Annotated in this window: 32 protein-coding genes and 2 pseudogenes; 13 read left to right on the top strand and 21 right to left on the bottom strand. The window is 61.4% G+C overall.

The features are described from left to right. Positions 1-151: 151 nt before the first annotated feature. The 12 genes from IVB18_RS24895 to IVB18_RS24840 all read right to left on the bottom strand — a co-directional run bounded on the left by IVB18_RS24895 (position 152) and on the right by IVB18_RS24840 (position 7,983). Entirely contained in the window at positions 152-355 is a 204-nt protein-coding gene (locus IVB18_RS24895; protein WP_247991534.1) for a hypothetical protein, read from the bottom strand. A gap of 71 nt (positions 356-426) precedes the next feature. Continuing rightward, a complete protein-coding gene (locus IVB18_RS24890; RefSeq protein WP_247991533.1) occupies positions 427-936 on the bottom strand; it encodes an HK97 family phage prohead protease in 510 nt (169 codons plus the stop codon). Next, positions 929-1,108, bottom strand: coding sequence for a hypothetical protein (locus tag IVB18_RS24885; protein WP_247991532.1), 180 nt, complete (start codon positions 1,106-1,108; stop codon positions 929-931). The genes IVB18_RS24890 and IVB18_RS24885 overlap by 8 nt, the downstream gene beginning before the upstream one ends. 7 nt (positions 1,109-1,115) lie before the next feature. Beyond that, positions 1,116-1,700, bottom strand: a complete 585-nt coding sequence (locus IVB18_RS24880; RefSeq protein WP_247991531.1) for a hypothetical protein — start codon at positions 1,698-1,700, stop codon at positions 1,116-1,118. Next, the gene (locus tag IVB18_RS24875) at positions 1,700-1,927 is read right to left on the bottom strand and encodes a hypothetical protein (protein WP_247991530.1); all 228 of its coding nucleotides are present in this window, start codon (positions 1,925-1,927) and stop codon (positions 1,700-1,702) included. Before IVB18_RS24875 ends, IVB18_RS24880 begins: the two co-directional genes overlap by 1 nt. Before the next feature lie 143 nt (positions 1,928-2,070). Next, positions 2,071-3,354, bottom strand: coding sequence for an IS256 family transposase (locus IVB18_RS24870; protein WP_247989419.1), 1,284 nt, complete (start codon positions 3,352-3,354; stop codon positions 2,071-2,073). A 34-nt stretch (positions 3,355-3,388) separates the two neighbouring features. Then, a complete protein-coding gene (locus tag IVB18_RS24865) occupies positions 3,389-3,661 on the bottom strand; it encodes a hypothetical protein (protein WP_247991529.1) in 273 nt (90 codons plus the stop codon). Between the two features lie 517 nt (positions 3,662-4,178). After that, positions 4,179-5,141, bottom strand: a complete 963-nt coding sequence (locus IVB18_RS24860; RefSeq protein WP_247991528.1) for a hypothetical protein — start codon at positions 5,139-5,141, stop codon at positions 4,179-4,181. A 230-nt stretch (positions 5,142-5,371) separates the two neighbouring features. Continuing rightward, positions 5,372-6,214, bottom strand: coding sequence for a bifunctional DNA primase/polymerase (locus IVB18_RS24855; protein WP_247991527.1), 843 nt, complete (start codon positions 6,212-6,214; stop codon positions 5,372-5,374). Positions 6,215-6,473: 259 nt separating this feature from the next. After that, on the bottom strand, positions 6,474-7,448 hold the full coding sequence (locus IVB18_RS24850; RefSeq protein WP_247991526.1) for an AAA family ATPase: 975 nt from the start codon (positions 7,446-7,448) through the stop codon (positions 6,474-6,476). Beyond that, positions 7,426-7,683, bottom strand: a complete 258-nt coding sequence (locus tag IVB18_RS24845) for a hypothetical protein (RefSeq protein WP_247991525.1) — start codon at positions 7,681-7,683, stop codon at positions 7,426-7,428. Before IVB18_RS24845 ends, IVB18_RS24850 begins: the two co-directional genes overlap by 23 nt. A 15-nt stretch (positions 7,684-7,698) precedes the next feature. Further along, complete coding sequence (locus IVB18_RS24840; protein ID WP_247991524.1) at positions 7,699-7,983, bottom strand: hypothetical protein; 285 nt, start codon at positions 7,981-7,983, stop codon at positions 7,699-7,701. A 40-nt stretch (positions 7,984-8,023) separates the two neighbouring features. On the opposite strand from IVB18_RS24840, the gene IVB18_RS24835 reads away from it, so the two are divergent. Beyond that, a protein-coding gene (locus tag IVB18_RS24835) for an IS5 family transposase (RefSeq protein ID WP_247801096.1) occupies positions 8,024-8,865 on the top strand; the annotation gives its coding sequence in 2 pieces (ribosomal slippage) (positions 8,024-8,396 and positions 8,396-8,865; 843 coding nt in all). Positions 8,866-8,959: 94 nt separating this feature from the next. Beyond that, positions 8,960-9,801, top strand: a protein-coding gene (locus tag IVB18_RS24830; protein WP_247801096.1) for an IS5 family transposase whose coding sequence is annotated in 2 segments (ribosomal slippage) — positions 8,960-9,332 and positions 9,332-9,801 — 843 coding nt in all. Because the reading frame shifts where the segments join, the coding sequence is not laid out codon by codon here. A 368-nt stretch (positions 9,802-10,169) separates the two neighbouring features. Here the strand turns inward: IVB18_RS24830 and IVB18_RS24825 are convergent. Next, positions 10,170-10,412: a hypothetical protein gene (locus IVB18_RS24825; RefSeq protein WP_247991523.1), complete on the bottom strand. Its 243-nt coding sequence runs from the start codon at positions 10,410-10,412 to the stop codon at positions 10,170-10,172. 145 nt (positions 10,413-10,557) lie between these two features. Between IVB18_RS24825 and IVB18_RS24820 the strand changes: the two genes are divergently transcribed. Beyond that, on the top strand, positions 10,558-10,767 hold the full coding sequence (locus tag IVB18_RS24820; protein ID WP_247991522.1) for a hypothetical protein: 210 nt from the start codon (positions 10,558-10,560) through the stop codon (positions 10,765-10,767). Positions 10,768-11,100: 333 nt separating this feature from the next. On the opposite strand, the gene IVB18_RS24815 is transcribed toward IVB18_RS24820, so the two are convergent. Then, positions 11,101-12,384 (bottom strand): IS256 family transposase, encoded by a 1,284-nt coding sequence (locus IVB18_RS24815; RefSeq protein ID WP_247989419.1) that lies wholly within the window; start codon positions 12,382-12,384, stop codon positions 11,101-11,103. Positions 12,385-13,383: 999 nt separating this feature from the next. On the opposite strand from IVB18_RS24815, the gene IVB18_RS24810 reads away from it, so the two are divergent. After that, positions 13,384-14,727 (top strand): IS1182 family transposase, encoded by a 1,344-nt coding sequence (locus tag IVB18_RS24810; RefSeq protein WP_247986834.1) that lies wholly within the window; start codon positions 13,384-13,386, stop codon positions 14,725-14,727. A 976-nt stretch (positions 14,728-15,703) separates the two neighbouring features. Here the strand turns inward: IVB18_RS24810 and IVB18_RS24805 are convergent. Further along, positions 15,704-16,990 (bottom strand): hypothetical protein, encoded by a 1,287-nt coding sequence (locus IVB18_RS24805; RefSeq protein ID WP_247991521.1) that lies wholly within the window; start codon positions 16,988-16,990, stop codon positions 15,704-15,706. Between the two features lie 484 nt (positions 16,991-17,474). Here IVB18_RS24805 and IVB18_RS24800 point away from each other — a divergent pair, with 484 nt between their 5' ends. Both IVB18_RS24800 and IVB18_RS24795 read left to right on the top strand, forming a co-directional pair. Beyond that, on the top strand, positions 17,475-17,699 hold the full coding sequence (locus IVB18_RS24800; RefSeq protein WP_247991520.1) for a hypothetical protein: 225 nt from the start codon (positions 17,475-17,477) through the stop codon (positions 17,697-17,699). A gap of 20 nt (positions 17,700-17,719) precedes the next feature. Further along, positions 17,720-17,878 (top strand): hypothetical protein, encoded by a 159-nt coding sequence (locus IVB18_RS24795; protein ID WP_247991519.1) that lies wholly within the window; start codon positions 17,720-17,722, stop codon positions 17,876-17,878. 207 nt (positions 17,879-18,085) lie between these two features. On the opposite strand, the gene IVB18_RS24790 is transcribed toward IVB18_RS24795, so the two are convergent. After that, positions 18,086-18,262 (bottom strand): hypothetical protein, encoded by a 177-nt coding sequence (locus IVB18_RS24790; protein ID WP_247991518.1) that lies wholly within the window; start codon positions 18,260-18,262, stop codon positions 18,086-18,088. Between the two features lie 220 nt (positions 18,263-18,482). Continuing rightward, a complete protein-coding gene (locus tag IVB18_RS24785) occupies positions 18,483-18,791 on the bottom strand; it encodes a hypothetical protein (RefSeq protein WP_247991517.1) in 309 nt (102 codons plus the stop codon). 237 nt (positions 18,792-19,028) lie between these two features. On the opposite strand from IVB18_RS24785, the gene IVB18_RS24780 reads away from it, so the two are divergent. After that, complete coding sequence (locus tag IVB18_RS24780) at positions 19,029-19,190, top strand: hypothetical protein (protein ID WP_247991516.1); 162 nt, start codon at positions 19,029-19,031, stop codon at positions 19,188-19,190. Between the two features lie 118 nt (positions 19,191-19,308). On the opposite strand, the gene IVB18_RS24775 is transcribed toward IVB18_RS24780, so the two are convergent. The 3 genes from IVB18_RS24775 to IVB18_RS24765 form a co-directional block, all read right to left on the bottom strand. After that, on the bottom strand, positions 19,309-20,079 hold the full coding sequence (locus tag IVB18_RS24775) for a hypothetical protein (protein WP_247991515.1): 771 nt from the start codon (positions 20,077-20,079) through the stop codon (positions 19,309-19,311). Between the two features lie 173 nt (positions 20,080-20,252). Beyond that, positions 20,253-20,465 (bottom strand): hypothetical protein, encoded by a 213-nt coding sequence (locus tag IVB18_RS24770; RefSeq protein WP_247991514.1) that lies wholly within the window; start codon positions 20,463-20,465, stop codon positions 20,253-20,255. Positions 20,466-20,539: 74 nt separating this feature from the next. Next, entirely contained in the window at positions 20,540-20,776 is a 237-nt protein-coding gene (locus IVB18_RS24765) for a hypothetical protein (RefSeq protein ID WP_247991513.1), read from the bottom strand. 266 nt (positions 20,777-21,042) lie between these two features. Between IVB18_RS24765 and IVB18_RS24760 the strand changes: the two genes are divergently transcribed. Next, complete coding sequence (locus IVB18_RS24760) at positions 21,043-21,390, top strand: DUF6481 family protein (protein WP_247991512.1); 348 nt, start codon at positions 21,043-21,045, stop codon at positions 21,388-21,390. A gap of 139 nt (positions 21,391-21,529) precedes the next feature. Here the strand turns inward: IVB18_RS24760 and IVB18_RS24755 are convergent, their stop codons facing one another. Continuing rightward, a complete protein-coding gene (locus tag IVB18_RS24755) occupies positions 21,530-21,772 on the bottom strand; it encodes a pentapeptide MXKDX repeat protein (RefSeq protein ID WP_247991511.1) in 243 nt (80 codons plus the stop codon). A 320-nt stretch (positions 21,773-22,092) separates the two neighbouring features. Here IVB18_RS24755 and dctP point away from each other — a divergent pair, with 320 nt between their 5' ends. The 5 genes and pseudogenes from dctP (at position 22,093) to IVB18_RS24730 (ending at position 26,789) form a co-directional block, all read left to right on the top strand. Continuing rightward, on the top strand, positions 22,093-23,115 hold the full coding sequence (dctP, locus tag IVB18_RS24750) for a TRAP transporter substrate-binding protein DctP (RefSeq protein WP_247991510.1): 1,023 nt from the start codon (positions 22,093-22,095) through the stop codon (positions 23,113-23,115). Continuing rightward, complete coding sequence (locus IVB18_RS24745; protein ID WP_247991509.1) at positions 23,112-23,666, top strand: TRAP transporter small permease; 555 nt, start codon at positions 23,112-23,114, stop codon at positions 23,664-23,666. Before dctP ends, IVB18_RS24745 begins: the two co-directional genes overlap by 4 nt. Continuing rightward, entirely contained in the window at positions 23,663-25,021 is a 1,359-nt protein-coding gene (locus IVB18_RS24740) for a TRAP transporter large permease (protein WP_247991508.1), read from the top strand. The genes IVB18_RS24745 and IVB18_RS24740 overlap by 4 nt, the downstream gene beginning before the upstream one ends. Positions 25,022-25,129: 108 nt before the next feature. After that, a pseudogene (locus IVB18_RS24735) lies at positions 25,130-25,525 on the top strand (TRAP transporter small permease); the annotation flags it as partial. After that, positions 25,525-26,789: pseudogene (locus tag IVB18_RS24730) on the top strand (TRAP transporter large permease). The pseudogenes IVB18_RS24735 and IVB18_RS24730, both read left to right, overlap by 1 nt. The last annotated feature ends 3 nt before the right edge of the window (positions 26,790-26,792 follow it).

The raw sequence follows: 26,792 nt of genomic DNA, 5'->3' as shown, positions 1-26,792 counted from the left end.
CGAACTTCGCTAACCGTATCAGCATAGGCGATCTGCCCGTCTACTATTACGACGAACCGCAAATCGCTCGGCTCACCGGCAAGCCCGACAACGCGGCAAGATTGCCACCTACCGCCACACTTGAATTCGGCGGCGAATTCTTGAATGGCAATCACGCCGCGATCTTCCGCAACTGCACGGCCTCGCCGTCATTCGCCGCGAGGAATTCAAATGCATCGCCGGCCGAAGGGCGAACGACTCCCGCCTCGCGCAGCGCCTTGCGGGTGATCGCGTGCGCAACACCATGAGCATCAACCAGCCATAGCCGGCCGAAGCCATTGTCGGCGACGATGCGCTGAAGTGTTCCAAATTTCATGGTTCACCAAACTCGCATCACGTCAACAACGCGATAGCGGTCCCACTCGCGGACAGATCCAATTGAATTGTTCATCGTAGAATCCCTCGACGGCGCTGCGCGGCCTCGATGCGTCGCTTGGCTGCCTGGCTGTTGTTAGCTGATCGAATTCCAGCCGATGTGTTTTTGCCAAATGCGCCAAATAAAACAATCGAGACCTCTATAAGGCGGGCCTGCGTAATCAATCTCCGAGGTAGGGAGTCAGTATCTTCCCACTCTTCGATCTCCGATGAGAATCCAACCGATACCTCATTAACGGTGTCGGTCCCAACCATCGCAACCGCTTCCTGCCCGAGCGGAGAGTCGGGGTTCGGTGTGATCGAGTACCAAAGACCGGCCAAATCCGACCGGAGTTTTAGCGTGCCGTTGCTGACGCGTGCCAGCGGCCTTGAGACGTCGTGCGCCCAGAGGGCTACGACGTCTGGCTTTTCCTGCAAGTGAACGTCAAATGCTCCTCGCGCGAAACGTTCTTCCCAGGAGCCCGCAATGACCGCGGGCTGATTCCACGAAATCGCGTACCCCGTGATAGCTGGCTCACCCATTGCGGGACGCCGCCCTCGTTCGTCGCTCGCGCTTGTCGATCTCAAGTTTACGCGCGAAGTAGATCGCGGAATCGGATCGCTCAACATGGCGCTTTTCGCCGGGGAGTTTGACAAGCCGGCGGCGGGACGAGGCCGGGCGCTTCGTTGCGCTGGTCTTCTCGTAATCGCGCATCTCATAATCAATCGACATAACCCGCCTCCCTTACGTCCCGCATAAACCGCGGAATCTGGCCGCCGTCGCCGCTCGGATCGCCAAGGAAGCCAAGCGACAACGGGATCAACGAGCCCCATGCGACGTCCTCGACGTCGAACTGATTGCGCAAGTCGTCGTACCCAGTTCGCGCCTCGGCGAGCGCTTCGAGCGCTTTCGCTACCGCAGCAACGCGCTTACCGTATTCCGGCTTGACGAGCCGGCAGACAGCCTGGCTCGCCGGCCCTTTCGCATCGCTCAACCGGCGACGGACGATTTCAATAGCGGTCTCGACGTCGGCCAGCTTTGCGCGGATGTCCGCCGCTTGCTTGCCCAACATCGGCGCGCTATCGGCCTCATCGCCGAGCAATTCCGCCACCCGCACCGGTACCCTTGGCCCAGCCCCGCCCGCCGCGTCGATCTGCTTCTGAATATCCCGCAGCTCGCCGTTCAGCTTCGATTGTAGCGCATACAAATCAGCCTGTTTCTGCAGTAGTGCCGCATACATCGGATCGGCGTCCGCCAAGGACGGGATGCGGTATTCAGCCGCCTCTTTCTTCTTAAGCAATACCATCAAAACAAATCCTTCATTAAATTTACGAACGCCTCGCCCTTCACGACGCCAGCAATACGATGAGGTGCCTGTTGATGCGATGCCAACTGTCCCGGCAAAACAAATCGCTTCACCGTGCCTTCCGGCGTGTGCGCCGAAAGCTCGCGCCACCCGTGGACAAATTGAAAGCCATGGCCGCGGACGTCGTCCACGGCGTCGGACGCCCCGCCGATAGCGATCTCGGACATTACGTCCAGATATTCCAACGCCGAGCGCGGAATGGAGTCGGGTGCGTCGGTCGTTAGCACTGCACCGCCGGGAGTCATCGCGTTATAGGCCCGAGCATGATCGACGGGAGCTATCGCCAATTTTTGGTGACGGCCGGAGCCGGTCAGGCGGCGGCGGTTGCGGGCTGACGGTCGGTCGGCTTGGCGATGACCTCGATCCCGTTGTTGAATGTCACACCGAGAACGAGTTTTGGCAACTGGTTGTGGCCATCGAGACGACGCCAATTTTTCTGGGCGCCCTCGACCAGTTTGAAGACCATCGCGAGCGCGGTCTTGTTGGATAGACAGCCCTTCGATCGGATCGTGCGATGACGCACGGTGGCGAAGGTGCTTTCGATGGGGTTGGTCGTGCGCAGGTGTTTCCAATGCTCTGCCGGGAAGTCGTAGAAAGCCAGCAGCGTGTCTCGATCCTTGCGCAGGCAATCGGCGGCCTTCTCGTATTTCAGCGCGTAGCTCTCGATGAAGGCGTCGAACGCCAGCTCGGCTGTGGCCTTGGTTTCGGCCATCCATATCTCCTGCAACGCGCGTTTGGCTTTCGGCTGCTGGCTCTTCGGCAGCTTGGCAAGTACGTTGGCGGTCTTGTGCACCCAGCAGCGCTGCTCGCGCGTTTTCGGCCAGACCTCACCGGCCGCCTTCCAGAACCCGAGTGCGCCATCGGCGATGACGAGCTGCGGGGGCACGTCGAGCCCGCGCCGCTTCAGGTCGAGCAGCAGATCGCGCCAGTCGTGCGCGCTCTCACGGGCGCCATCGGTGAAGCCGACCAGTTCCTTGCGGCCCTCCGGCGTCGCGCCGATCAGCACGAGGATGCACTGCTTTTCGTCTTCGAGGCGGGCTTCGAGATGGATGCCATCAGCCCAGATGTAGACGTAGCGCTTGGCCGACAGATCGCGCTTCTGCCACGCGCCGTGCTCGTCGAGCCAGCCGTCCTTCAGTCGGCCGATGGCGGATGCCGACAACCCGGCAGCATCCTTGCCAAGCAGCGCCGCCAGCGCTTCGGAGAAGTCGCCAGTCGAAATACCCTTCAGATATAGGATCGGCAACAGCGTTTCGATCGACTTCGAGCGGCGCATGTAGGGCGACAGGATCGACGGCGAGAACCGGATGCGGCCAGGATCGGCAGCGGCCACCTCACGATCGCGTACACGTGGCTGGCGGACGGCGACCGGACCGATGCCGGTCATCACCTCGCGCTCCGGCAGGTGACCGTGGCGGACGACGCGCTGGTGGCCGTCCCGGGTCTTCAAATCGGCATGCTGGCCGAGAAAGTCCGCGACCTCAGCCTCGACCGCTTTGGCGAGAAGGGCACGTGCCCCGTTGCGCAAGACTTCTGTGAGTTGATCGTCGAAGATTCCTGGCTGAATCAGTTGGATGACGTTATCGTTGGACACGGCATATCGCTCCTTCGGTGGAGAAGTGGAGGCGTCAAGCACCCCCACGATATGCCGCCTTCCCGATTCCCGCCGTCACCAACTTTCGGCGACAGCTCTGATCGACGGCTTCGTGCAGTTTCGGTGCCGACATCAGCGTGGCAAGTAGGAGGCATACGTCGCGCTGATCCAATTCCGGCGCGATGCCGGGCGCGCCCACGGGCAGAAGGTCGGCCTCTTGCAAGCGCCGCGCGACGCCAGAACTGCGCGAGCGGGGAAAACCGATATGCGTCTCGATAGAATCGAGCACGCTGTTCAAAGTGGCCATACGGCCATACTCCTATGTTGGGAATTGCGATTGATGGGGGAAATAAAAAGCCGCTTGGCGGCTTCACGGCGCTTAGGCCGAAAAGGGTGCGCCGGGATCGAACCGGCGCGCGCCGAAGTCGTCACGTCGGGATCAGCATCCCTACAACTCAATACGGTCCGAGTTCAGGGTAGGGACGTGCGTCTACAAAGACATTGGCGGTCAGTTCAGAAACTTCACAGCGAGACGGCGCTCATCACGCCATACAACCGAGCAATCAATATCCAAGCCAGCACTTGGAACACGCAGGCCGAAAGCCGCGGGCACGAAAGGCGCGTTATCGATTTGGACGATCGCAGAGGAATCCGTGAGGTGGCGGACCTTGCACCGCACAGCACTGCCGTCGACCAATATCTGCGCAGCATAGACATTACGTCGCCGCTCGTTCGCCACGTCTCGCAGTCTCCCCCGCTCTAGCGCACGGGAGATATTGATCGGCGATTCCAGTCTCAAATGAGGCTAGACCATGGTTTCCTTGCTAGGCCGCGAGCTTTTTCTCCATCCCAGCCAACACCGCCAGCGCATCGTCCTGCGCTGCCACGGCCTTGCGCTCACCAACCTTGGTATTTCCCCAGCCATTAGCGGCGGCGATCTCGCGGGCCGTCAGGCCATCTAGGCTAGCCTCCAACACCGCCGCATGGGCCGCCAGTGCGGCAGCGATTTGCGGCGCGTCTAGCGCGGCGATAAGGGCATCTTCGGGGCCGCTCGCCGGGCCGGCGAAGCTGCCGGGTGTCGCTGTGACGTTGTGGTGCTGGCGATGCCCCACGAACTCGGCGCCCGGGGCGATGGCAGTCATGTACCTTGGAATACGACAGGCCAGCGGCAAACCCGCATTGGCCCAGGCCTCCCCGAACGCGTGCCCGCCGCCGACGCCAAGGCGGTCAATCTCCCGGCGCCTATTATCGTTGCATGCGGATAATGTCTGCGCCCAGCGGGCCGCGCGATTGCGCCGATAGTCTTGGCCTTCCGAGCCGCTCTCGACATAGCCCGATCGCTCGGGGAACGCGCCCGTGGCCGGAATGGAAAGGTGCCTGGCGTTATCTGCCTGCCGCTCTTCATCTGTCTTGCGGCGCTTGCCTTTGGGCTGGCGGAAAAGCTCTGCAGTGTCATGCCAGCGCCCATCAGATCCGAGCCAAGCGGTGATCTGCCCTCGCCTATCAATGCGCAGGCGCGCCCGCATCGGCGCATCAAGCTCCGCGGCAGTGATGGGGCCATATCCGTCGCGGGCGCGAATAGCGTCCTTCGCGGCGAGCCGAACCATTTCGTCGGGCGACGGCCGGATCTCGGCCACGCGGTCAACCTGGGTGCCGCTAGCACCGTTATCGTTCGCCGGCATCCAGGCCGACGTCACCGGTGGCGCGGCGTAATCTTGCAGGAGCCGCAAATCAGAGCGCCTGCCGGCGCGCGCAAGGCGGGACTCGAGTGGGGTGTGCCTTTTCATGAAAACCTCGACGTGGTGCTTATATCTGGCCGCTTCAGCGGCTCTAGTACGGCTTTCGCCGCCGAATGCTAAAGGCCGGCTATTCGAAAATCCGTACGGCCGGCGGGTTTTCTAGAAGTGTCACTAGTAAAAATAATCTCGAAATCTGCGGAATTTAGCTTGCTACTGTGCGGCCGGTCCGTAAGTACCATATCCAGAGAGAGTCAGGCCGCCCCTACCCCCGCCTCCTGTCATGCCCTGCACTTGCGCAGCAGCTTGGTGACGTCGATTAGCGGCGTGTTATCCCGCTCGGGCAGTGCACGCGGCTGTCTGGTGCCCGCGTCCAGGCCGCGCCTTATGGCTGCCCGGACCGCACGCTCGCCGTCGACTGCTATCAGCCCGCAACTATGAGCGGCGTTTAGCAAGCCATGCTCGGCCTCTCCTCGATCCAAGGCACCAGCACCGACCAGCGTGCCGAGCGTGAATGCGGTGCGGTTCAGCAGCGTGCCGCGTGAGCCAGCTGCTGCACCAGCCAACGCGGCAAGCTCTGCCAGCACAGCAGCGTCAACGTATCGGTCGTGGTCCGGCGCCGCGTATGGCTGGCTCGGGCGCGGCGTATAGGGCTTGGGCCGGATCATGGCCAATAGCCACTCGGGCGCCTCGGCGGGCGGCAGGTCGCGCTCCAGCACGTAGCCGGGATTGCCCGGCACGAGGACAAACCCGCCCTGGCCTCGCACGTCCCATGCCGCAGGCAGCCTGCCCGGTGAATTGCCCAGCCCGACATGCTTAAAGTAGAAGTGCTTCCCGCCGCTGCGGGTACGTACTGTTTTGGTCTGCGGCAGTTGGTGCGGCAGGTCTGCCTCGGTGGCGCCCTTATACGCGTCTATGTCCAGCACCCAGACGCCGGTCCGCTCGCCGGTAGGCATTCCGACTAGCGCATCAGGCCAGTCGAACCACCATCGTTGAATCACATGCTGAAAGACCGAGGCCGCCTTGAACCCGTTTGAAGTCAGCGGTCGTTTGTCGGCGGGCTTGCACGGGAACACCGGGACGCCTGCCGTGGCAAGTGAAAGGGCTAGGTCTATAAGGAGCATTTAGAGGAAACTCTTCGTGTCATTGCTCGGAGTCTTATCGACTCTGAACGCTACATTTTCCGTAGCGATCAGAGTCTGCACTAATCTCAACCGCCCCCGATCAAAGTGATAAGTGCGATCAGAGTTCTTATATTTTGATTTTATATCAATGGGTTATAGGGGCTCCAACTCTGATCGTTACTCTGATCGGTGAGGCTTAAGCGGTCAGACTTACCGACTCTGATCGGTCTTACCGGGTGCTGGTGTGGGGCGGTCATTTTTAGGCGGCACGGTCTACTGGTCGCCACGCTCCGTATGCGTAGCTCTGCACCAAGCCGTCCTTCGACATCTTGCGGAGGAGACTGCTTACGCCCTCCGATTTCATTCCAACCGCTTTTGCTATTTCACTCGGTGACATTGCCGCGTTTGTGCTGCGCATTGCCTCAAGGATTGCCCTGCGCTGCTCGGATTGTTTCACCTCGTCAGCGTCGCCAAGGACGGTCCAAAAGCCGCCGTCGAACTTCATGGCGACTTCGTATTCCTCCGCGTCGCGGCCGCGGCCATATAGCTTCGCGCCTTTCTCGTCGCGGTCGAGCACAATTATCATGTCGGCCGCACCGGTAACGCCGGTGGTGCCAGACACCTGCTCGATAGGGTCGCCAGACGAGCCTTCCATTTTTCTGAGGTGCGTGACGAGGATAGTTGTCAGACCGTGCTCGCCCGAAAACTCCTGAAGCGGCACTATCGCCGAGTAGTCCGACAGATACGGGTCTTGGTTGCCCCTGCGCTGCTCCTTAATCTTTGCGTGTGTGTCGATGATCAGGAGACGAGGATTCTCGGCGCGGCTGTGCCACTCCGTAACTTCCTTCATAAACCCGCGGTCCATTGTGGGCGCCGCCGTGCGGATGGTCAGGCGGTCAAGGCTCGGTCGCGGCATGCCAAGCTTGGGCGGGAGGAGCGTGACAATTCGCGACTTGGCTCTGCGAAAGTTGTCTTCAAGCGAATATTGAAGTACGTCGCCCTGCTCGCAGTCGACGCCAAGCACCTTCCCGCCCGTCGCGATTGCGATGGCCGTGCTATACGCGAGCCACGTCTTGCCCAGCTTCGGGCGGCCCGCCAAAATGATAAGGCCTTCCGGGATGTAACGCTTAACGGCCCATTTGAGCGGAGGGAATTCCGTCTGTAGGAGGTCTTCCGCGTTGTACTCAGTACGTCTATTGTCGTTAGCTGCCTTAGGCTGCGTCGCATTCGTCATTGTTAATTTTGCTCCAGGCCTGCGCTGCGGCGCGAGTGATTTGCTGATGAAGCTCACGAGTGAATGTTGCGGCCTTCACGCCGTGAATATTGGCGGCGTGAACAACGTATTGTCCGCCGCTTCCGGTCACCAACTTGAAGCCGAATATCCGGCAATCATCGGTCAGTTGCAGATCGAAATGAGCCACAGTCCGGCCCACACCGGGAGGCGCGGGTTTCATGTTAAGAACAAGCAATGCTATTCCCCCCAATCAAAAAACGACCGGCACCATGAACGGTGCCCCTAGGACGGGATGCGGCTCAAACCTGACATCCCATTGAGGCTTGGGCTTAGGAGCCTGCTGCGTCGGCTTGCTCTTTGTGGTCGAGGTCTGAACTTGCATCACTTCACCTCCGAAATGGTTTGCTATCTCAGCAGTACGAGTTTGCGGGCCGGACGCTAAAGGCGCTTCAGCAAAAATATGTGCGGGTTGCGCCTTGGCGCGCTGCTCCTCGCTTAGTGTCTGTCCGGGAACATCTTGAATCATCGGAATCATTTGTGATTCAAGGGTGGCGGTCCGATTCGAAGGGGCGCCCATGTGGACGAAGGAGAACCGCGGTCGTTACGACCGAAGCCGGCTACGCTATCCAAGCGATTTGACTGATGAGGAATGGGCGTTGGTGGAGCCGCTGATTGCGCCAGCCAAGCGAGGCGGCAACAAGCGCACGGTCGATGTGCGCGAGGTGATCAATGGCCTGATGTATGTGCTGAGCACCGGTTGCCAATGGCGAGCGATCCCGAAGGACCTGCCGCCACGCAGCACGGTGCACGACTATTTTGACTTGTGGGCTTGGAACGGCACGCTCGATCGCATCCATCACGCGCTCTATGTACAATGTCGAGAATTGGCTAACCGAGAACCCAGCCCGAGCGCCGCCATCATCGACAGTCAAAGCGTCAAGAGCGCGGAAAAAGGGGGGCGTGGATCGACCCGCATGGCTACGATGCGGGCAAGAAGATCAAGGGCAAGAAGCGCCACATCCTAGTCGATACTCAAGGCTTGCTGCTCCACGCCCTCGTGCATTCGGCGGACATCCAGGATCGTGACGGTGGGGTGCTGGTGATGGCCACGCTGTTTGGCCTGCATCCATTCCTGCTGAAGCTCTATGCTGACGGCGGCTATCAGGGGCCGATCTTTCAGTCCGCCGTTCGCAAAATCCTCCGGCAAATCGACGTCGAGATCGTCAAGCGCTCCGATACAGCAAAGAGTTTTGCGATCTTGCCCAAGCGATGGATCGTCGAACGCACCATCGCCTGGCTCAACCGCTGCCGCCGTTTGGCCAAGGATTGGGAGTGCCTCAACCGAAAGGCATTGGCGTTCTTGCGCCTCGCCTCAATCCGCCTCATGCTGCGAAAGCTCTGCCAAAAAACAGCATGATCCCGGACAGACTCTTAGTGTCTGTCCGGGAACATCTTGAATCATCGGAATCATTTATGATTCAAGGGTGGCGGTCCGATTCGAAGGGGCGCCCATGTGGACGAAGGAGAACCGCGGTCGTTACGACCGAAGCCGGCTACGCTATCCAAGCGATTTGACTGATGAGGAATGGGCGTTGGTGGAGCCGCTGATTGCGCCAGCCAAGCGAGGCGGCAACAAGCGCACGGTCGATGTGCGCGAGGTGATCAATGGCCTGATGTATGTGCTGAGCACCGGTTGCCAATGGCGAGCGATCCCGAAGGACCTGCCGCCACGCAGCACGGTGCACGACTATTTTGACTTGTGGGCTTGGAACGGCACGCTCGATCGCATCCATCACGCGCTCTATGTACAATGTCGAGAATTGGCTAACCGAGAACCCAGCCCGAGCGCCGCCATCATCGACAGTCAAAGCGTCAAGAGCGCGGAAAAAGGGGGGCGTGGATCGACCCGCATGGCTACGATGCGGGCAAGAAGATCAAGGGCAAGAAGCGCCACATCCTAGTCGATACTCAAGGCTTGCTGCTCCACGCCCTCGTGCATTCGGCGGACATCCAGGATCGTGACGGTGGGGTGCTGGTGATGGCCACGCTGTTTGGCCTGCATCCATTCCTGCTGAAGCTCTATGCTGACGGCGGCTATCAGGGGCCGATCTTTCAGTCCGCCGTTCGCAAAATCCTCCGGCAAATCGACGTCGAGATCGTCAAGCGCTCCGATACAGCAAAGAGTTTTGCGATCTTGCCCAAGCGATGGATCGTCGAACGCACCATCGCCTGGCTCAACCGCTGCCGCCGTTTGGCCAAGGATTGGGAGTGCCTCAACCGAAAGGCATTGGCGTTCTTGCGCCTCGCCTCAATCCGCCTCATGCTGCGAAAGCTCTGCCAAAAAACAGCATGATCCCGGACAGACTCTTAGGACCCACAACAAACAGTAAGGTTGGCGAAGAGGAATACTAAAGGTGGCAAAGAAATAATGGCCGGGACGGTGGCTATGGCTGCCAGGTGCTTGCCGGTGGTTAGGCAATCGCCAAATTTTTCTATGGGAAACAATGGCAGGAAAATTGCCTAACCTGTGCCTTAAGTGCCTGTAATTGTTGAAATCAATCAATCCTGCTGGGATCGCCAGTAATATCAGACGCTTACTGGCAACTAGCCCTATCAAAACGTGTTGCGCTTGTTGCGCAAAATTCCCCTTATTTCTCAACGGCTCCCCGCCCCTCCCGGCTAGTCGGCGCGACAAGGGGCGCAACATGATCGCGCTTTGGATCATGGGTGGCGCAGTGCTGCTGCTATCGCTTCCGCCAGAAAGCCCTGTTCGGCCATCGAACTGAAATCGGCATTTTGCTTGGCGGCTGGAGGCAGTTGCTGAAGTTGAGCCGCGACCGATCCATAAACGCAGTCGTCGTAGGCCTTGCGAAGTTGAACTACTGGCGCCGTGGGATCGGCCTGTTGCGCGGTCGCTGAGCTGCCAAGCAACGATATCCCTATGGCGGCGGCGATAATCTTCATGGTGCAATCAAAATTGGCCGCTCTCGATCAGCGCGCCCTGAAACGGGAATGCAACCGTAGGGCAAGACTGAGCGCGCGACAACCTTGTTAGCGATTTGTTAACTATGGTCTCGGCAAGCTTTAGAGCCACCGAGGGTCCGTAGCCGTGTTCAACACCCGAAACGCCATTCTCTTCGCGCTCATGACGGCCTTCATCGTCGGCATGAATTGGGCGCTGGTGGCGCTCTCCAAGGCGATGGAATTCTCGAACTTCATCGTCTTCGGCCTCTGCCTGATCGCAACCATGATCGCAGGCGGGTACGCATGGGATTGGTGGACGGCCGCCCCTCGCGACAATCACGACCGGCGCGCCTAGAACCCCGCGTTCAGGATGTGTTCTGGAGTTGCCGATCTGTTCCCATGCGCCGCCGGGTACTGGTCTGTTTTAACTCCTAGTGGCTTAAGTTGAATTTCGCGGTGGCCTAGTTTGTTCTCGAACGCCACAACCTGTTCTTAGGTGAATCGGTCTATGCACTTTTGAGTAATCCAAAATTTCCTGCCGCCTCAGTTGGCGGCCTCTTTCGGTTCACAGGATACTCAGCAGATAAGCCAGCTCCCGTTGATAACGCTCTGCGGATGAGTTCACCTGCAGTCGCTTGCCCTCCACCATATGGAGCTATCGCCAATTTTTGGTGACGGCCGGAGCCGGTCAGGCGGCGGCGGTTGCGGGCTGACGGTCGGTCGGCTTGGCGATGACCTCGATCCCGTTGTTGAATGTCACACCGAGAACGAGTTTTGGCAACTGGTTGTGGCCATCGAGACGACGCCAATTTTTCTGGGCGCCCTCGACCAGTTTGAAGACCATCGCGAGCGCGGTCTTGTTGGATAGACAGCCCTTCGATCGGATCGTGCGATGACGCACGGTGGCGAAGGTGCTTTCGATGGGGTTGGTCGTGCGCAGGTGTTTCCAATGCTCTGCCGGGAAGTCGTAGAAAGCCAGCAGCGTGTCTCGATCCTTGCGCAGGCAATCGGCGGCCTTCTCGTATTTCAGCGCGTAGCTCTCGATGAAGGCGTCGAACGCCAGCTCGGCTGTGGCCTTGGTTTCGGCCATCCATATCTCCTGCAACGCGCGTTTGGCTTTCGGCTGCTGGCTCTTCGGCAGCTTGGCAAGTACGTTGGCGGTCTTGTGCACCCAGCAGCGCTGCTCGCGCGTTTTCGGCCAGACCTCACCGGCCGCCTTCCAGAACCCGAGTGCGCCATCGGCGATGACGAGCTGCGGGGGCACGTCGAGCCCGCGCCGCTTCAGGTCGAGCAGCAGATCGCGCCAGTCGTGCGCGCTCTCACGGGCGCCATCGGTGAAGCCGACCAGTTCCTTGCGGCCCTCCGGCGTCGCGCCGATCAGCACGAGGATGCACTGCTTTTCGTCTTCGAGGCGGGCTTCGAGATGGATGCCATCAGCCCAGATGTAGACGTAGCGCTTGGCCGACAGATCGCGCTTCTGCCACGCGCCGTGCTCGTCGAGCCAGCCGTCCTTCAGTCGGCCGATGGCGGATGCCGACAACCCGGCAGCATCCTTGCCAAGCAGCGCCGCCAGCGCTTCGGAGAAGTCGCCAGTCGAAATACCCTTCAGATATAGGATCGGCAACAGCGTTTCGATCGACTTCGAGCGGCGCATGTAGGGCGACAGGATCGACGGCGAGAACCGGATGCGGCCAGGATCGGCAGCGGCCACCTCACGATCGCGTACACGTGGCTGGCGGACGGCGACCGGACCGATGCCGGTCATCACCTCGCGCTCCGGCAGGTGACCGTGGCGGACGACGCGCTGGTGGCCGTCCCGGGTCTTCAAATCGGCATGCTGGCCGAGAAAGTCCGCGACCTCAGCCTCGACCGCTTTGGCGAGAAGGGCACGTGCCCCGTTGCGCAAGACTTCTGTGAGTTGATCGTCGAAGATTCCTGGCTGAATCAGTTGGATGACGTTATCGTTGGACACGGCATATCGCTCCTTCGGTGGAGAAGTGGAGGCGTCAAGCACCCCCACGATATGCCGCCTTCCCGATTCCCGCCGTCACCAACTTTCGGCGACAGCTCCACCATATGGAAACTTCCGATCTTCAAGCGCGAGATCGGGATACTCTTTGCGCCGCTGATACGCCCTGCGGACACGAAGTCATCCGTAATTACGAATGAGTCGGCGGGGTTATCGTGGTCAAAGAACTTATGATACTTCTCCGCAATTGAAAGAGCCCGCTCAACGTACATGCGCGAAGCGCGGTCGGGGGTGGCCCTAAGCTGGCTCTTTGATCCGACCATTGTCATTACGATTGCAGCGACGCGCGGCGAGCTTCTTCCACCGGCTCTCTCATTCCACATCACAAAATCCCGGGTCGGGTTCGAGAGCAAATCCAGCGTCAATTCCGGTACTGGCCTGTTTTGGCCTTTTGAACGATTGTCCACTTTGGTACTTAGAAACACCTCAATAGAGGGGGTGATTCGTGTTTGGTATGATCTTCATCATGGCAGCCGTCGGGCTGACGATGGTCGGATTGATTGTCGCCCTGTTCGAGACCCGCGCGGCACTGGATCGCAGGCGACTCAAGGGGTGAGCGTAAATTTCCCAATAGACAGGGAGTAAGGCCGCCTCAGTTGGCGGTCGGGTTCCATATTGCGAGCAAGTAATGATTCCAATAAGAAGCCACGGCGCAGACGACACTTTGGTTTGCCCGGTCTGTGGCAGCCGAATGAGCCTGTCCCGACGACGGCCTCACCTCGACAAGGTGGGGGACTACGAAGCCCAGACATTTGAATGCAGCAAGTGCAGACACGAGATCACACGCGATGTCGGGATAGACGGCAAGCCACTAGAGTAAGCCGCCTCAGTTGCCGCCTCTTTCGTTTGGAATGCGCCGCAGATCAATCCCGCCGCCTAGGAGCCTGTCCGAGTAATCGGATTTTTCTCGACGAAGCACAAGCGTCGTGATTCAAACGGCGGATGAGCAAGACATTTCGTCCTTGGGACGTTGATCAGGTTTGGCTGCTGCCGCCGTCGGTCCAGGATTTGGTGCCTCCCGGGCACGTGGCCCACTTTGTTCGCGACACGGTTCGCACGGGTTTGGACCTGTCGGCGATCATGGATGCCTACGACGAGGAGCGCGGCTTTCCGCCCTATCATCCTGGCATGATGGTGGCGCTGCTGCTTTATGCTTACAGCCAGGGGATCTACTCGTCGCGCAGGATCGCTCGGGGCTGCGAGGAGCGGCTGGATTTTGCGGCAGTAACGGGGATGCAGCGTCCGGACTTCCGCACGATCAGCGAGTTCCGCAAGCGCCATCTGGCCGCGCTATCGGGCCTGTTCCGGCAGGTCTTGAAGCTGTGCCGCGAGGCCGGCCTTGTGAAGCTTGGCCATGTGGCGCTCGATGGCACCAAGATCAAGGCCAATGCCGGGATCAACAAGGCGATGAGCTATGGCCGGATGAAAGAGGCCGAACCGAGGCTTGCTGCCGAAGTCCAACGCTGGTTCGCCGAAGCCGCTCAGACCGACAAGGCCGAGGACCGCCAGTTCGGAGCCTTGAAGCGCGGCGACGAGATGCCGGACTGGATGGCCAATAAAGAGAAGCGGCTCGAGAAGATCCGGGCCGCCAAGGCCGCGCTGGAAGCCGAAGCCAAGGCTGCTGCCGAAACCAAAGCCGCCTCGAAGCCGGACGACGACGGCTCCGGCGACGGCGGCAGGGGCCGGCCGGGACGCAAGTCCAAGCCTGTCACGGCAGAGCCGAGCGACAAGGCGCAACGCAACTTCACCGATCCCGACAGCCGCGTGATGCCGACCAAAAACGGCTTCATCCAGGGCTACAACGCACAGGCCGCCGTCGATGGCGCCCATCAGATCATCGTGGCGCACACGCTGACCAACTCGCCGAGCGATCAGGCGCAGCTCGCACCCTTGCTCGATGCCATCAAAGCCAATCTCGGGACGAACCCGGATGAAGCATCGGCCGATGCGGGCTATTGCTCGCAAGCCAATCTTCGCACGCTCGTTCGACGCCGGATCGAGGGCTACGTCGCCACTGGACGGCAAAAGCACGGCACCAAGGCGGCCACGGCAAAAAGGAAGCTCAAATCCGGCACGCTGATCGCCAGAATGAGCACAAAGCTCAAGCGCGCAGGCTATCGAAGCCGGTATCGATTGCGAAAACAGATCGTCGAGCCCGTCTTCGGCCAGATCAAGCAGGCAAGAGGCTTCCGCCAGTTCCTCCTGCGCGGCATCGACAAGGTCAAAGCCGAATGGGCCATGATCTGCACCGCCCACAACCTCACAAAACTCGCAGCAGTACGCTAAGGAGAAACTTGTCTCCAAAAAAACGCTCAGAACTCGATTCGCTTGATCCCAAGTCCATTACCGGGACAGGCTCCTAGCGTAAGCATTCGCCCCGATTGCACCCACAAGCGCTGTCCGATCGCCCACCGCAGACGATAGCGCCGCATTCCCCTGCCGCCGCTTCAGCGCACTGATGATTGAATCGATGCGGGCGTCGCGAGCCGCGCCCTGCTCTGTCAGCGCCTTGGCTACTTCGCCATAATGCCGCGTCGGATCCGATCGCACAGCGCCCCATGCCGCGTTTGCAGCCTTCTTCGCGCCCGTGGCCAAGAAGCCGGTAATACTCATGCTCGGGTTGAGCATTACGCCGATTGCTCTCGCCGTCGGGTAACTAACGTGCTTGAGGCTGCTCGAGTCAAACGACATCAGTGCGCGCCTCTGGATACGATCGCCGCACTAGTGGTGTTCGCATCCTCGCTCGAAAAGCCCATCTGCCGCAAGTTTTCGCGGCGATTCCGCTTAGTCTATTATTTCTCAGGATACAAAACTAAAGGCGGACAGCTCATTGCGGCTACAAGCTGGTCAGAGCAGCGCCTGACACTCTCAAAAGACCGCTTTGGTTCGCACCGGGTTGGAAATCCGCAAATCTTTCCAGCCCGTAGGATGGGTAGAGCCCTTGAGGCTGGGCAAGTATTCATTGCGGCGGCCGCGTCGTAGAACATCGTTCTTATCGCGTGGGCCCAAGGCGACTTTGATGGAATTTCCTGACTGCCTCCTCGTACAACAACGGATAATTTTCTACGGCATTGAAGATGCATTGGATACTTGCCCAGCCTCCCTTGCGAAACCCATCAAGCCCTTCACCTCTCGGTGCTGGCATTTGAGCGAACATGCTCCCCTCCTGCTGATATATACGCATGTGTGGCGATGACGGCGGTCACTCGACCGACGCAATACGAGCGATGGGTTTCGCAAGGGCTCTACCCATCCTACGAGCCTAATCTTCGCCAAGCTGCCCGTGATGCGCCGCCCACCACCGGGCGATCGCCGCCGTAAGATCCCGCCACAGCTCCGTCGGTAGATCAGGCACCGCCACCCGGACGCTGTACTCATCCGTCGTCGCATCGTGAAACCACTCGGTCGCGGCGAAATCAAAACCAAAACTGCCGGCGTGTCGAATGGGAAAGCCGTCGCGGCTCAGGTCGCGGCTCATGTCTTCGGCGGCTTGCCGCGCGGTCGCCTCGTCGAGGGCATGCCTGCCGCGGAGCGTGACATAGAGGCCGTGGGTGAAATGGAGCTCGGCCGACAGCGCCGCTAGTTCGGAGGCGAAATATCGCGCCGTGTGACGGCCGTTGCGCAAGATCGCCGCGACGCGCTTTTTCGTGAGTGCCCAATAGGCCGCTGTGCCCACAAAGGGCGGAAAATGTGCCGGCAATGCCGCGCCACCGAGAAGCCGTACGGCATTGCCGGTTTCCGCCGCCAGGCATTCGGACATCAAACGGCTTGCCCTGAGATCCTTCCCGCTCCAGCGAACGAAAACCGCAGAGCCGAGCCGGCCGTATTCCACCCCGAGCGAATCCAGCTTGTTATGACTTCGCACCAACACGACGGGAATTTCCCATCGCGCGGCCCATCTCATGACACGCCGGATCCGGCCCGATCTGCCGGCGAAGCATGTCGTGTCGAAGATCAACAGATCGAGCGCCGAGCCGTTACAGCGCAAAGCCGATTCGAACGCCGCCGCAGGGGCGCACGAATCCAGCAGGAGAATCTGCGCCGAGGCTGCCGGAGCAAATGCTTCGTCCAGCGGCAGCCTGGAGGTGACAAGGCGCAAATGAGGGACAAAGCGCTCGATCAGCTCCAGCGTCTCGCCGTAGGAGCCCGGCAGCACCAGGATGTCGGCCTTGTCGATGATCTCTGCGGAGGCGAGCAGCAGCGCCGAGATCGCGGCCATGCCGGAGGCGGTATAGATCGTCTCGCTCGTGCAGCCGGTTTCAGGTTCATAGAACGAAGGGCCGCGCACCCTGAGATCCGCGCGCTGATAGTCGTAGCTGAACTCGAACGGACCGCTGGTGGGACACGCCGCGTGCGACCAGGCCGTCTCCGTCGCTTTCCAATCGTGCAGCGCATGTTCCGCGCGCAGTGCCGCGGCGATCCGGAATTTGGACTTGACGACTTCATCGACCGATTGCGCACGAGCCAAATGCAACGGGCTTCTCAGGCAATCATTCAGCAGCCCGATTTCCCGGTGCTTTCGTTCCAGATAGGCCTGAATGGTCTCCATGCGGATCTTGGCAATCGCGACTTGCCGTTCAACGCTTGGCGAGTGCATTGGCTCCTGGGATCGGCTCCCGCCACCAACCAGGCCCCTTCGGGGGCTTCTTGTTTGTTCACGGTCCGACTCCGCTTCGTTCCCAAAGCACGAATCGTAATCGCGAAAAGCGACACTGTGCGTTTCTTAACGCCTGGTTTCGGCGAACGGGATTGATCATGCGTCTAGCGTCACGAGCATGGGCCGAAACCGGTAAGCATCGATCGCGGCGTTCGACAGCAGCAGTCTGCGCCGCTCGCCGCGCAACATCAGAGATATTTCCAGGCAATCTCGAACGATTGCGCGCGCAACGCGGGATCGGTCATAGCCGTCCAACGTCAGCAAAGATCGGAAGTTCCTGGCTGCGAACCCGGCCAGGTAGATGCGCCTAGTCAAAATTCATGCGGGGCGGAACAACTCCTCGGCGCACAGGTAGTCTGGCAAAAGGGAGACAGCCATGAAACAGATCATCGCACTCGCCGCATTCGCCGTCATGTGCGGCTCCGCTCTCGCCCAAAATACCGGTCCTGCCCCACAGGCGGGCATGGAGAGACCAGAGAACACGAACGGGGCCACGGCAACGGGCTCGATGGATACCACCGGCATGAACGTGGGCCGCGCCGACCAATCCGAGATGAAGGACAAGAAGGCTCCAGCCAAACAGGATCGTAGGAGCAGATAACGAGACCGATGTGAGGGCCCATGAAGCCGGCAAAGTCACTCAAGCAACAGGCGCGTGTGGCGGAGAAGGCTGCCCAGAAGGCCGCCGACGAGTTTGTCGCAGGCCAGATGAAGGCGCTGGCCTCTGGGTTTCGGGCCCAGGCAAAAATCCTCAAGAAGAAAAGGAAGAAGCCGTCGTAGCGCGCGTGCCCTGCACGGCAATTTGGAGGCCACGAAAGGTTTGGCGTTTCTCGATTGAACAGCTGCGGAACAAGCGCGCGACCAGCGTGTTGAACCTGCGAACTGAGTGGTGCCGACTTGCCAGCCCCAGTCGGCTTTGAAGAACCCCGTGCTTGTCCCCCGAGCACGGGGTTTTTCTCATGGCTGCCGCAGCGCTTGGGTCGGATGTCACAGCAGCACACCCCGCGGGTCCGCAATGGACCAGCCTTGACGACGATAGCTCGTAACGCGCGCGATCAGCTCGTCCGCTCCGTCGCGGCGATCGCGGGCGAGGTGATGCCAGGCCAAAGCCAGTTCGATGAGTCTCTGCCGGTCGAGGCCCTCGGACGCGACCGCCTGCTTCATGGCCGCCTCAGCTTCGCGCTGTGGATCGTACTTGGTACACATGAGGCCGACTCTAACCGGCCGATCTGGACAAGCGCGTGGCAATTTTGTCCGTATGATTGCGGTGAAGACTGGCTTGCCGCCCGCCAATCCTGCGACTTGCATTAAGAAATGTACCACAAGACCGACACAACGATCGCCGTGCCGGTCTTCTGGTTTTCGTGATCGGATGCGGACAGGCTTAGCGGCCCGTGGTCGGGTTCGGAGGCGGGGCCGGCTGCGACGGATTTTGGCCGCTTGGCAGCAGCGTGTTGCCCGAGGGATTGATTGTCGTGTTCATTCCGCCATTGGCACCGGTTACGCCGCCCGTACCGGTGCCTGTGCCGGTGGTGGTTCCGGACGAACCGGATGAAGTGCCTCCCGACGTGCCGACGCCGCCGGAAGCCCCCGCCGATGCGCCGCCTCCGGCGGAGCCACCCGCGCCTTGTGCAAGAACGGTCGTCGACGAAATCGCCAGTGCCAGTCCCAAGGTGATCGTCGCCAATTTCATGAAACACTCCTTCTGATCGCTTGCTGACCGAAGGGCTAAGCCACGAGCCGCGCGAATGTTTCCAAAACCTCTCCCGCACGAAACAGTGAGGCCGAGCTTCATGCAGCCGGATCTGTGAATTGCGTCACAGCCTGGGAGCGGCGCCTCCGCTAAACAACGTCGCAACGCTCCGCTGAGCGCGAGAAGGCACAGCGTGACAAGACAAAGCGTGACAAGACATGGGTGGTCTTTCCCGTCATGATACAAGAAGCAGCAGCACAGGCTGACGTAGCCACACGACGACGAAAGCCCGATCTGTTCGGCGCCGCCTGCCTCGCAACCATCGGCATCGTGATGCTGGTCTGGATTGGCGGCCTGATCTGGGCCGCAATGGCCATGCTGAACTGGCTCGCGTCCTAGGATGCTGCCGCGAGCAGCGCGCCAGATGCCCGAGACGCCGTCGAATCGACGGCGGGTCCGCTGAAACAAAAGAGGCGGGCCTGCGCCCACCTCTTTCACCTCAGAATGCAATTTGGCCTTAGCGGCACGCCCTCGGATCGGCCATCACGTATTGGCCGTTCGGGTAGCGGTAGTAGCAATTGTCCTGCGCCCAATAATAGCCGGGCTGCGAAGCGGCCGTGGCGCCTGCGATCGCGCCGGTCGCCCCGCCGAGAACCGCGCCCGCGGCTGCACCGGTCGCGTTGCCCGAAATCAGGCCACCGAGCACGCCGCCGACGATGGCGCCACCAAGAGCACTTGCGCCGGGATCGGCCGGTGGGGGCGGCGGAGGCGGCGCATAGGCGACTGGAGGCAGCGACGCATAGGCCACCGACTCGTCGTCGATATAATCTTCGGAGATGTAGGCGGGCGGGCCGTCCATTCGCTGCGGATAATAGTACCAGACGCCGCCAACGTCCCACCACCAGCCAGAACGGCCGTTGTGGACCTCATGGCGCCAGCGCCCGCCATCCCAGGCGAGGTTGCCACGATAGCCATGTCCGTCCCAGTCGCGCACAGGCGCGGGACCGCGCGCCAGATAGCGTCCGGGCGGCGGGCCACCAGCGCCATGCGGACCAGCACCGGGACCGGCATGGACCGGGCCGCCGGGCTGCGGCGCTGGCCGGGCGGCTTGCTGCGGCGGGGGCCCCTTCCGCATGTTCTGCGGATAGTTCTGGGGCGCGCCGGCGCCTGGCCCTGGCGGCGGGCCGTCCCTTCTCGGACCTGCGTCTTGTGCCTGCGCGGAAAGCGCCAGCAATGCCATGGCCGAAACCAACGGAGTGATGATCTTCATGCGGCTGGACGCACTCATGCGTGCTTAATCCCCTGCTCTCTCGATTGCCGTGGTCCCTGCGCGATAGACGATTCGGGTCGCGCCTGGCTGATGCCGGCTGACATAACAGACCTGCGTGGTCGGCTAAGTCCCGTTACAAACGTTTAAGATCACGGCAATTTTTCGTCCGGGCGGGCCGCGCTGGACCGTTTCTAACGGGTCGGCTCGATCACATTGCAGTTGCTGCGCCCCGACATCAGGCAGTCCTGCATCTTGCTGGCGGCGGTGAGGTTGCGGGCGAGCCACCAGCCGACGCCCAGGATCACGATGGCGATGATCAGTCCGGCGATCGCCCCGCGGCGGTTGTCGCCGGCTTGAGGCTTTGGTTGAATTTTGGGCTTCTCAGCCGGTTCGGGCTTGGGCATGACGACCTGATCGCGCGCGAGACGGCTTTATCACCTCTGCGACGTCGCGTCACATCCCGATCAGCCGCTCCAGTTCAGCCTCGGGTCGGCCTGACCAAATCCTTGCGCGAGGTTTCGACGGCCGGGGTGGCCTGCTGGACCCGCGGCGCGCAGGTCGTGAGCACGAACGCGGTCTGGCTGCACTCCCAACCGGCGCCCAGAACGGGATTCTCGATCGGCTGCGGACGGGCCAGCAGTAACGCGGCGCCGGCCAGCGCCGCCACCACGACCGTGATTGCGAGAGCTTTCAGGCCCTGCCGGAAGAAAGTCATGCCCATGCTCCGTCTCGTAACGCGGCGGACGCTAGGCGCCGCCCCCGTCGCCCCTTATGAGGGACATCACAATTCGGCAGTCTTTCCGGGCTACGAAGAGATCGGCTGGTCTAGCGATTTTTCGTCTACCTGATCGGCTGCGATTATGGGTGGCTTTGCGACGCGCTTGGATGTACACGCTGGCGTCACGCGGCACGCGTTTAATGCGGCCTGCGTACCCACCGACTTGATGTAGGACTGAAAGCGAGGATGACAAGGTTCGTTCGATGAGTGGATTCAGGGAACCAGGCTTCACAGACCGGCAAAAGGCGGCGCAGGAAGCACGTAAAAATCTTTTGAACAAGTTCAAGTCCCAACCGGGGCCTGACGATCCAGCCGTCGTGGCGCGGCGTGCCGAGCGCGAGACGCTCGCGGCGAAGCGCGCCGAGGTGAAGGCTTCGCGCGAGGCCGAGAAGACCGAACAGAAGCGTCGCGAGGAAGAGGCCGCGGCACTGGAAGCCGCGCGGATCGCCCGCGAAGCGGAAGAAGCGGTGATGAAGGCGGCTGAAGCCGAGGCCGAGCAAAAGGCCAGGCGGGACGCCCGCTACGCCGCCCGCAAGGCCAAGCGGAAGTAGCGTTCAACTGAAGTTGAACTGAGGCGCGCCTCAGTTCATCCATCACTACGGGACGGTGTTACCGGGCTCGCGCGAAAGCGCGGCCCGATGACAGGCTCCGGTTCGCCTCATCGAGGCGCCCCGGCATGACGGCACGAGATCAATTCTTCTTCATCATCCCGTCGTCTTTCTTCATGCCGTCCTTCGACATCGTATCCTTCTTCATGCCGTCGTCCTTGGACATGGCATCCTTCTTCATGCCGTCCTTGGCCATCGTGTCCTTCTTCATCATGCCGTCGTCCTTGCCCATCTTGTCCTGAGCAAAGGCAGCCGGCGAAAGCGCCAGGCCAAGCGAGAGAGCGGCAGCCGAGACGCCGAGCACGATGCGGGTACGAATGGTCATGATTGTTCTTCCCTTCGAGATGGTGTTTGTCAGCGACGGATGCCGCTATCTGATCTCGACGGATTGCCGGCAGGCGTTGTTACGCGGCCGCTGACAAATTTTCCGCGGGCCAGCTGCCATCCTTCGTATGGCGTGGTCTCGCGTGGACCGGTGGACCGCGAGTGTGCAGCGCAGCAAGGCCGACACTTGCCGCGGCATTCGGTCTCGAACTATCAGATGAGAGAATATCGGGTGAAAGACCGGCTAGGATGGGCCTCAGCGTCGGTCTCAAAGACCCACCCAAATGACACCCAACAAGAACCGTCCAAGGGGATCAAGCCATGCTCACGCGCCGCCACCTGCTTGCGACCGCCGTCGCCGCACCCGCCATTCTTCGCTTCGGTACCGGTACCGCGCATGCCGCGACCACGCTGAAGATCTCGCATCAGTTTCCGGGCGGCACCATCGACAAGGGTGATTTTCGCGACCGGCTCTGCCGCATGTTCGCCACTGAGGTGGCCAAGCGCAGCAATGGCGACATCGCCGCGGAAATCTATCCGAACTCCTCGCTGATCAAGACCAACGCGCAGTTCTCCGCGATGCGTAAAGGCGCACTCGACATCAGCCTCTATCCGATGCCGTACGCCGGCGGCGAATTGCCGGAGACCAATATCGGCCTGATGCCGGGTCTCGTGACAACCTACGACCAGGGCCTGCGCTGGAAGAAGGAGCCGGTCGGCAAGGCGCTGACCGACTTCCTCGCCGACAAGGGCATCATCCTGCTGACCTGGGTATGGCAGGCCGGCGGCGTCGCCAGCCGTTCCAAGCCGATCGTATCGCCGGAAGATGCCAAGGGCATGAAGGTACGCGGCGGCTCGCGCGAGATGGACATGGTGCTCCAGACCGCCGGCGCCTCGGTGCTGTCGGTCCCGTCGAACGAACTCTACGCGGCGATGCAGACCGGCGCGTGCGATGCCGGCATCACCTCCTCCACCAGCCTGATCTCGTTCCGGCTCGAAGAGGTCGCGAAGTCGCTGACCTCGGGCGCAGGCGCCTCCTACTGGTTCATGCTGGAGCCGCTGATGATGTCGAAGGCGATCTTCGACAAGCTGCCGAAGAACCAGCAGGACGTCCTGCTCGCGGTCGGCACCGAGCTCGAAGCTTTCGGCCGCAAGGGCGCGCAGGACGACGACGTCGAGGTTGCCAAGGTCTACGAGAAGGCCGGCGCCAAGGTCAGCGCGCTCGATGCCACGACCGTCGGCAAGTGGCGCGACATCGCCCGCGACACCGCCTGGAAGGACTACGGCGCCAAGACGGCGACCGCGGCGAACCTGCTCAAGCTCGCCACCGACGTCGCGGCATGATCCACGGTCCGCTTCCGGATCGTGACAACCGGACCAGCGCTGCCGCGGGCAACAACCCTGCGGCCGTGCTCGATCGCGGTCTCGCCGTCCTCAACAACATCATCGTCGTGTTCGCGGCGCTCGCGCTGATCGCGGCCTGCGCCATCCTGAGCTACAGTGTGCTCAGCCGCGCGCTGTTCAAGGCCGCCAATTACTGGCAGGACGAGGCCGCCGTGTTCCTGCTGGTCGGCGCGACTTTCATGACGGCCGCCTATGTCCAGCAAAATCGCGGCCATATCGGCATCGAAGCCTTCGTCGGCCTGCTGTCGCCGCTGGCGAACAGGATCAGGCTCTGGCTCGTCGATGCCGTGACGCTTCTGTTCTGCGGCTTCTTCGCCTGGAAATCCTGGACGCTCGCGCACGAGGCCTATGTCGACGGCCAGGTCTCGAACTCGATGTGGTCGCCGCCGCTCGCCATCCCCTACTCGCTGATGGCGTTCGGCATGAGCCTGCTCTGCGTGCAGATCCTCGTGCAGCTTGCGCTGCCTTTCGCTGGGGGCCGGCGGCCATGAGCGTCTTCGGTATCGGCCTCGCCTACGGGATTGCGACGCTGCTCGTGATGTTCTCGGGCATGCCGATCGCGTTCGCGCTCGGCGCGGTCGCGGTCGTGTTCATGGGCATCTACATGCCCGCCGCCTCCCTCGATACGGTGACGCAGAACGTCTACGAGGAGATGGCCTCGATCACACTGCTGTCGATCCCGCTCTTCATCCTGAAGGGCGCAGCGATCGGCAAGTCGCGCGCCGGGCAGGATCTCTATTCGGCACTGCATGCCTGGCTGCATCGCGTGCCTGGCGGGCTCGGCGTTGCCAACGTCTTTGCCTGCGCGCTGTTTGCGGCAATGGCCGGCTCCTCACCTGCGACCTGCTCCGCGATCGGCTCGGCCGGCATCCCCGAGATGCGCAAGCGCGGCTATTCCGGCGGCTTTGCCGCCGGAATCATCGCCGCTGGCGGCACGCTCGGCATTTTGTTGCCGCCCTCGATCACCATGATCCTGTTTGCTGTCGCTGCCGAAAAATCGCTCGGCCGCCTCTTCCTCGCCGGCATCGGCCCCGGCCTGTTGCTGGTCTCGCTGTTCGGCGCCTATGCCGTGATCCGCTTCCGCCGGGAATATGCGGCAGCCGAAGCGATCTACAAGAACGGCGGCCCCCAAGCGGCGATCCTGGCCCGCGACGAGTACACGCTCGCCGAACGCTTCGGCGTGCTGCCCCGCGTGATCCCCTTCGTGCTGCTGCTGACCGGCGTCATGATCGCGCTCTATGGCGGCTACGCCACGCCGTCGGAGACCGCCGGCCTCGGCGGCCTGCTGGCGCTCGCACTGATCGCGGCGATCTACAGCGTGTGGCGGCCGCGCGACCTTGCGCCCATCATGAAGTCGACGATCCGGGAATCGACCATGCTGATGATGATCATCGGCATGTCGCTGCTCTATTCCTACGTAATGAGCTATCTGCACATCTCGCAGTCGGCGGCCGAATCCGTCGTCGCGATGCATCTGCCGCGCTGGGGCCTGCTGTTCGCGATCCTCGTCATGGTCGTCGTGCTCGGCTTCTTCCTGCCGCCGGTCTCGATCATCCTGATGACGGCGCCGATCATCCTGCCGCCCTTACGTGCCGCCAATTTCGACATCATCTGGTTCGGCGTCGTCATGACGATCGTGATGGAGATGGGGCTGATCCACCCGCCGGTCGGCCTCAACATCTTCGTCATCCGCAACGTCGCGCCCGATATCCCCCTAAGCGAGGTGATCTGGGGCACGCTGCCGTTCGTGCTCTTGATGATGGCGGCTGTGCTGCTGCTGTGCTTCGTGCCGGGGATCTCGACCGCGCTGCCGGACCTGGTGATGGGACCGGACGGCAGCAGGTGACGCAGGCGTAGGTGGGCTAAGGAGCGTATGCCTACCATCCATCGGATTCATTGAAAGACGTGGTGGGCACGGCGCAAGTGCGCCTTTGCCCACCTTACGATTTCTCCTTCCGCGATGACGCGACTCCGGCTCGACTTCGCGGTGACGATGCTGACGGAACGTCTTTCGCCACAGCACCAGAAGATCGCCAAGGTCATCTCGACCGGCCTCGTCGTCGTGTTCGGCATCGCGCTGATCGTCACCTGCGTGCTCTGGATGGACCCGATCGGACTGGCCCGCGCCGGGTTCGACGGCCGCAAGCTCGCCGCCGAAACCTTCAACTTCCTCTACACCGAGCACACCCAGACGCTGAACTGGCCGACCTGGATGCTCTATCTGACGCTGCCGATCTTCGCGGTGTCGATGACCGTTCACAGCCTCGCCAACCTGCTGGAAGATCTCGAACTGGTCCCGCGCACGCCGCCGAAGGGTTTTGCGCTCTCCGAGCTCAACGGGGTCAACTGATGATTACCTCGGCGGCCTTCGTCGCGATCATGCTGGTCGGCGTGCCGATCGGGCTCTGCCTGTGCCTCGCAGGCCTCGTCTACATCGCAGCATCCGGCAATCCGGTGCTGTTCCAGTCCTATCCGCTTCAGCTGTTCGGCGGCGTCGACAGCTACGGCCTGATCGCCATTCCGCTCTTCATCCTCATCGGCGAGATCATGAACGGCGCGGCATCACCCGGCGCATCGTCGACATGGCGATGGCTTTCGTCGGATCGCTGAAGGGCGGGCTCGCCTACGTCAACATCCTCGCCAACATGTTCATCTCCTCGATCCTGGGATCTGCGACCGCGCAGGTCGCCATCATGGCCCAGATCATGGTGCCGGAGATGGAGAAGAAGGGCTACGACAAGACCTTTGCGGCGGGATTGACCGCCTATGGCGGCATGCTCGGCCCGATCATCCCGCCGTCGGTGATGTTCGTGGTTTACAGCGTGCTCGCGCAGGTCTCGGTCAGCGACATGCTGATCGCCGGCATCGTGCCGGGCGTCATCCTCACCGTGATGTTTTGCCTCGTCATCGCGCTGATGGGATACATCTACAACTATCCGCGCGCGGACTATCAGACCCCGCGCCAGCGCGTGGCGACGATCCTGCGGACGTCGCCGACCCTGCTGATCCCGATCGTCATCGTCGGCACTATTCTCGGCGGCCTCGCCAACGCAACGGAATCCGCGGCCGTCGGCGCGGTCGCCGCCGCGCTGGTCGGAAAGTTCTGGACCAGGGAATTCGAGTTCTCGCAGCTGCCGCAGATGATGCTGCGCAGCGCCATCTATTCAGCGATCGTGCTGTTCCTGGTCGCCGCGGCGGCCGTGTTCTCGTGGGTCCTGATCTTCGGCAAGGTGCCGCTGGAAACCGCCGGCTGGATCCAATCGGCCGCCAAGGATCCGATCAGCTTCATGCTGATCTGCAACGTGGTCCTGCTGGTGATCGGCACGGTGATCGACGGCATTCCCGGCCTGATCATGACGGTGCCGATCCTGCTGCCGGTTGCAACCGAGGTCTATCATATCGATCCCCGGCATTTCGGCGTGGTGGTGGTGATCAACCTGGTGCTCGGATTGCTGTCACCGCCGGTCGGGCTCTCCTTCTTCGTCGCGGCCGCCGTCACCGGCGCCAAGCCCGGCAAGATGTTCATGGTGACGCTGCCGTTCTTCGTCATCTCCTGCGTCCTTCTGGTGCTGCTCTCGCTTTATCCGTCGCTCTCGCTGATCCTCATCAAATAGGCC

The sequence above is a fragment of the Bradyrhizobium sp. 186 genome, from assembly GCF_023101685.1.
Classification (GTDB): Bacteria; Pseudomonadota; Alphaproteobacteria; order Rhizobiales; family Xanthobacteraceae; genus Bradyrhizobium.
This window is presented reverse-complemented; position numbering and strand designations above follow the sequence as displayed.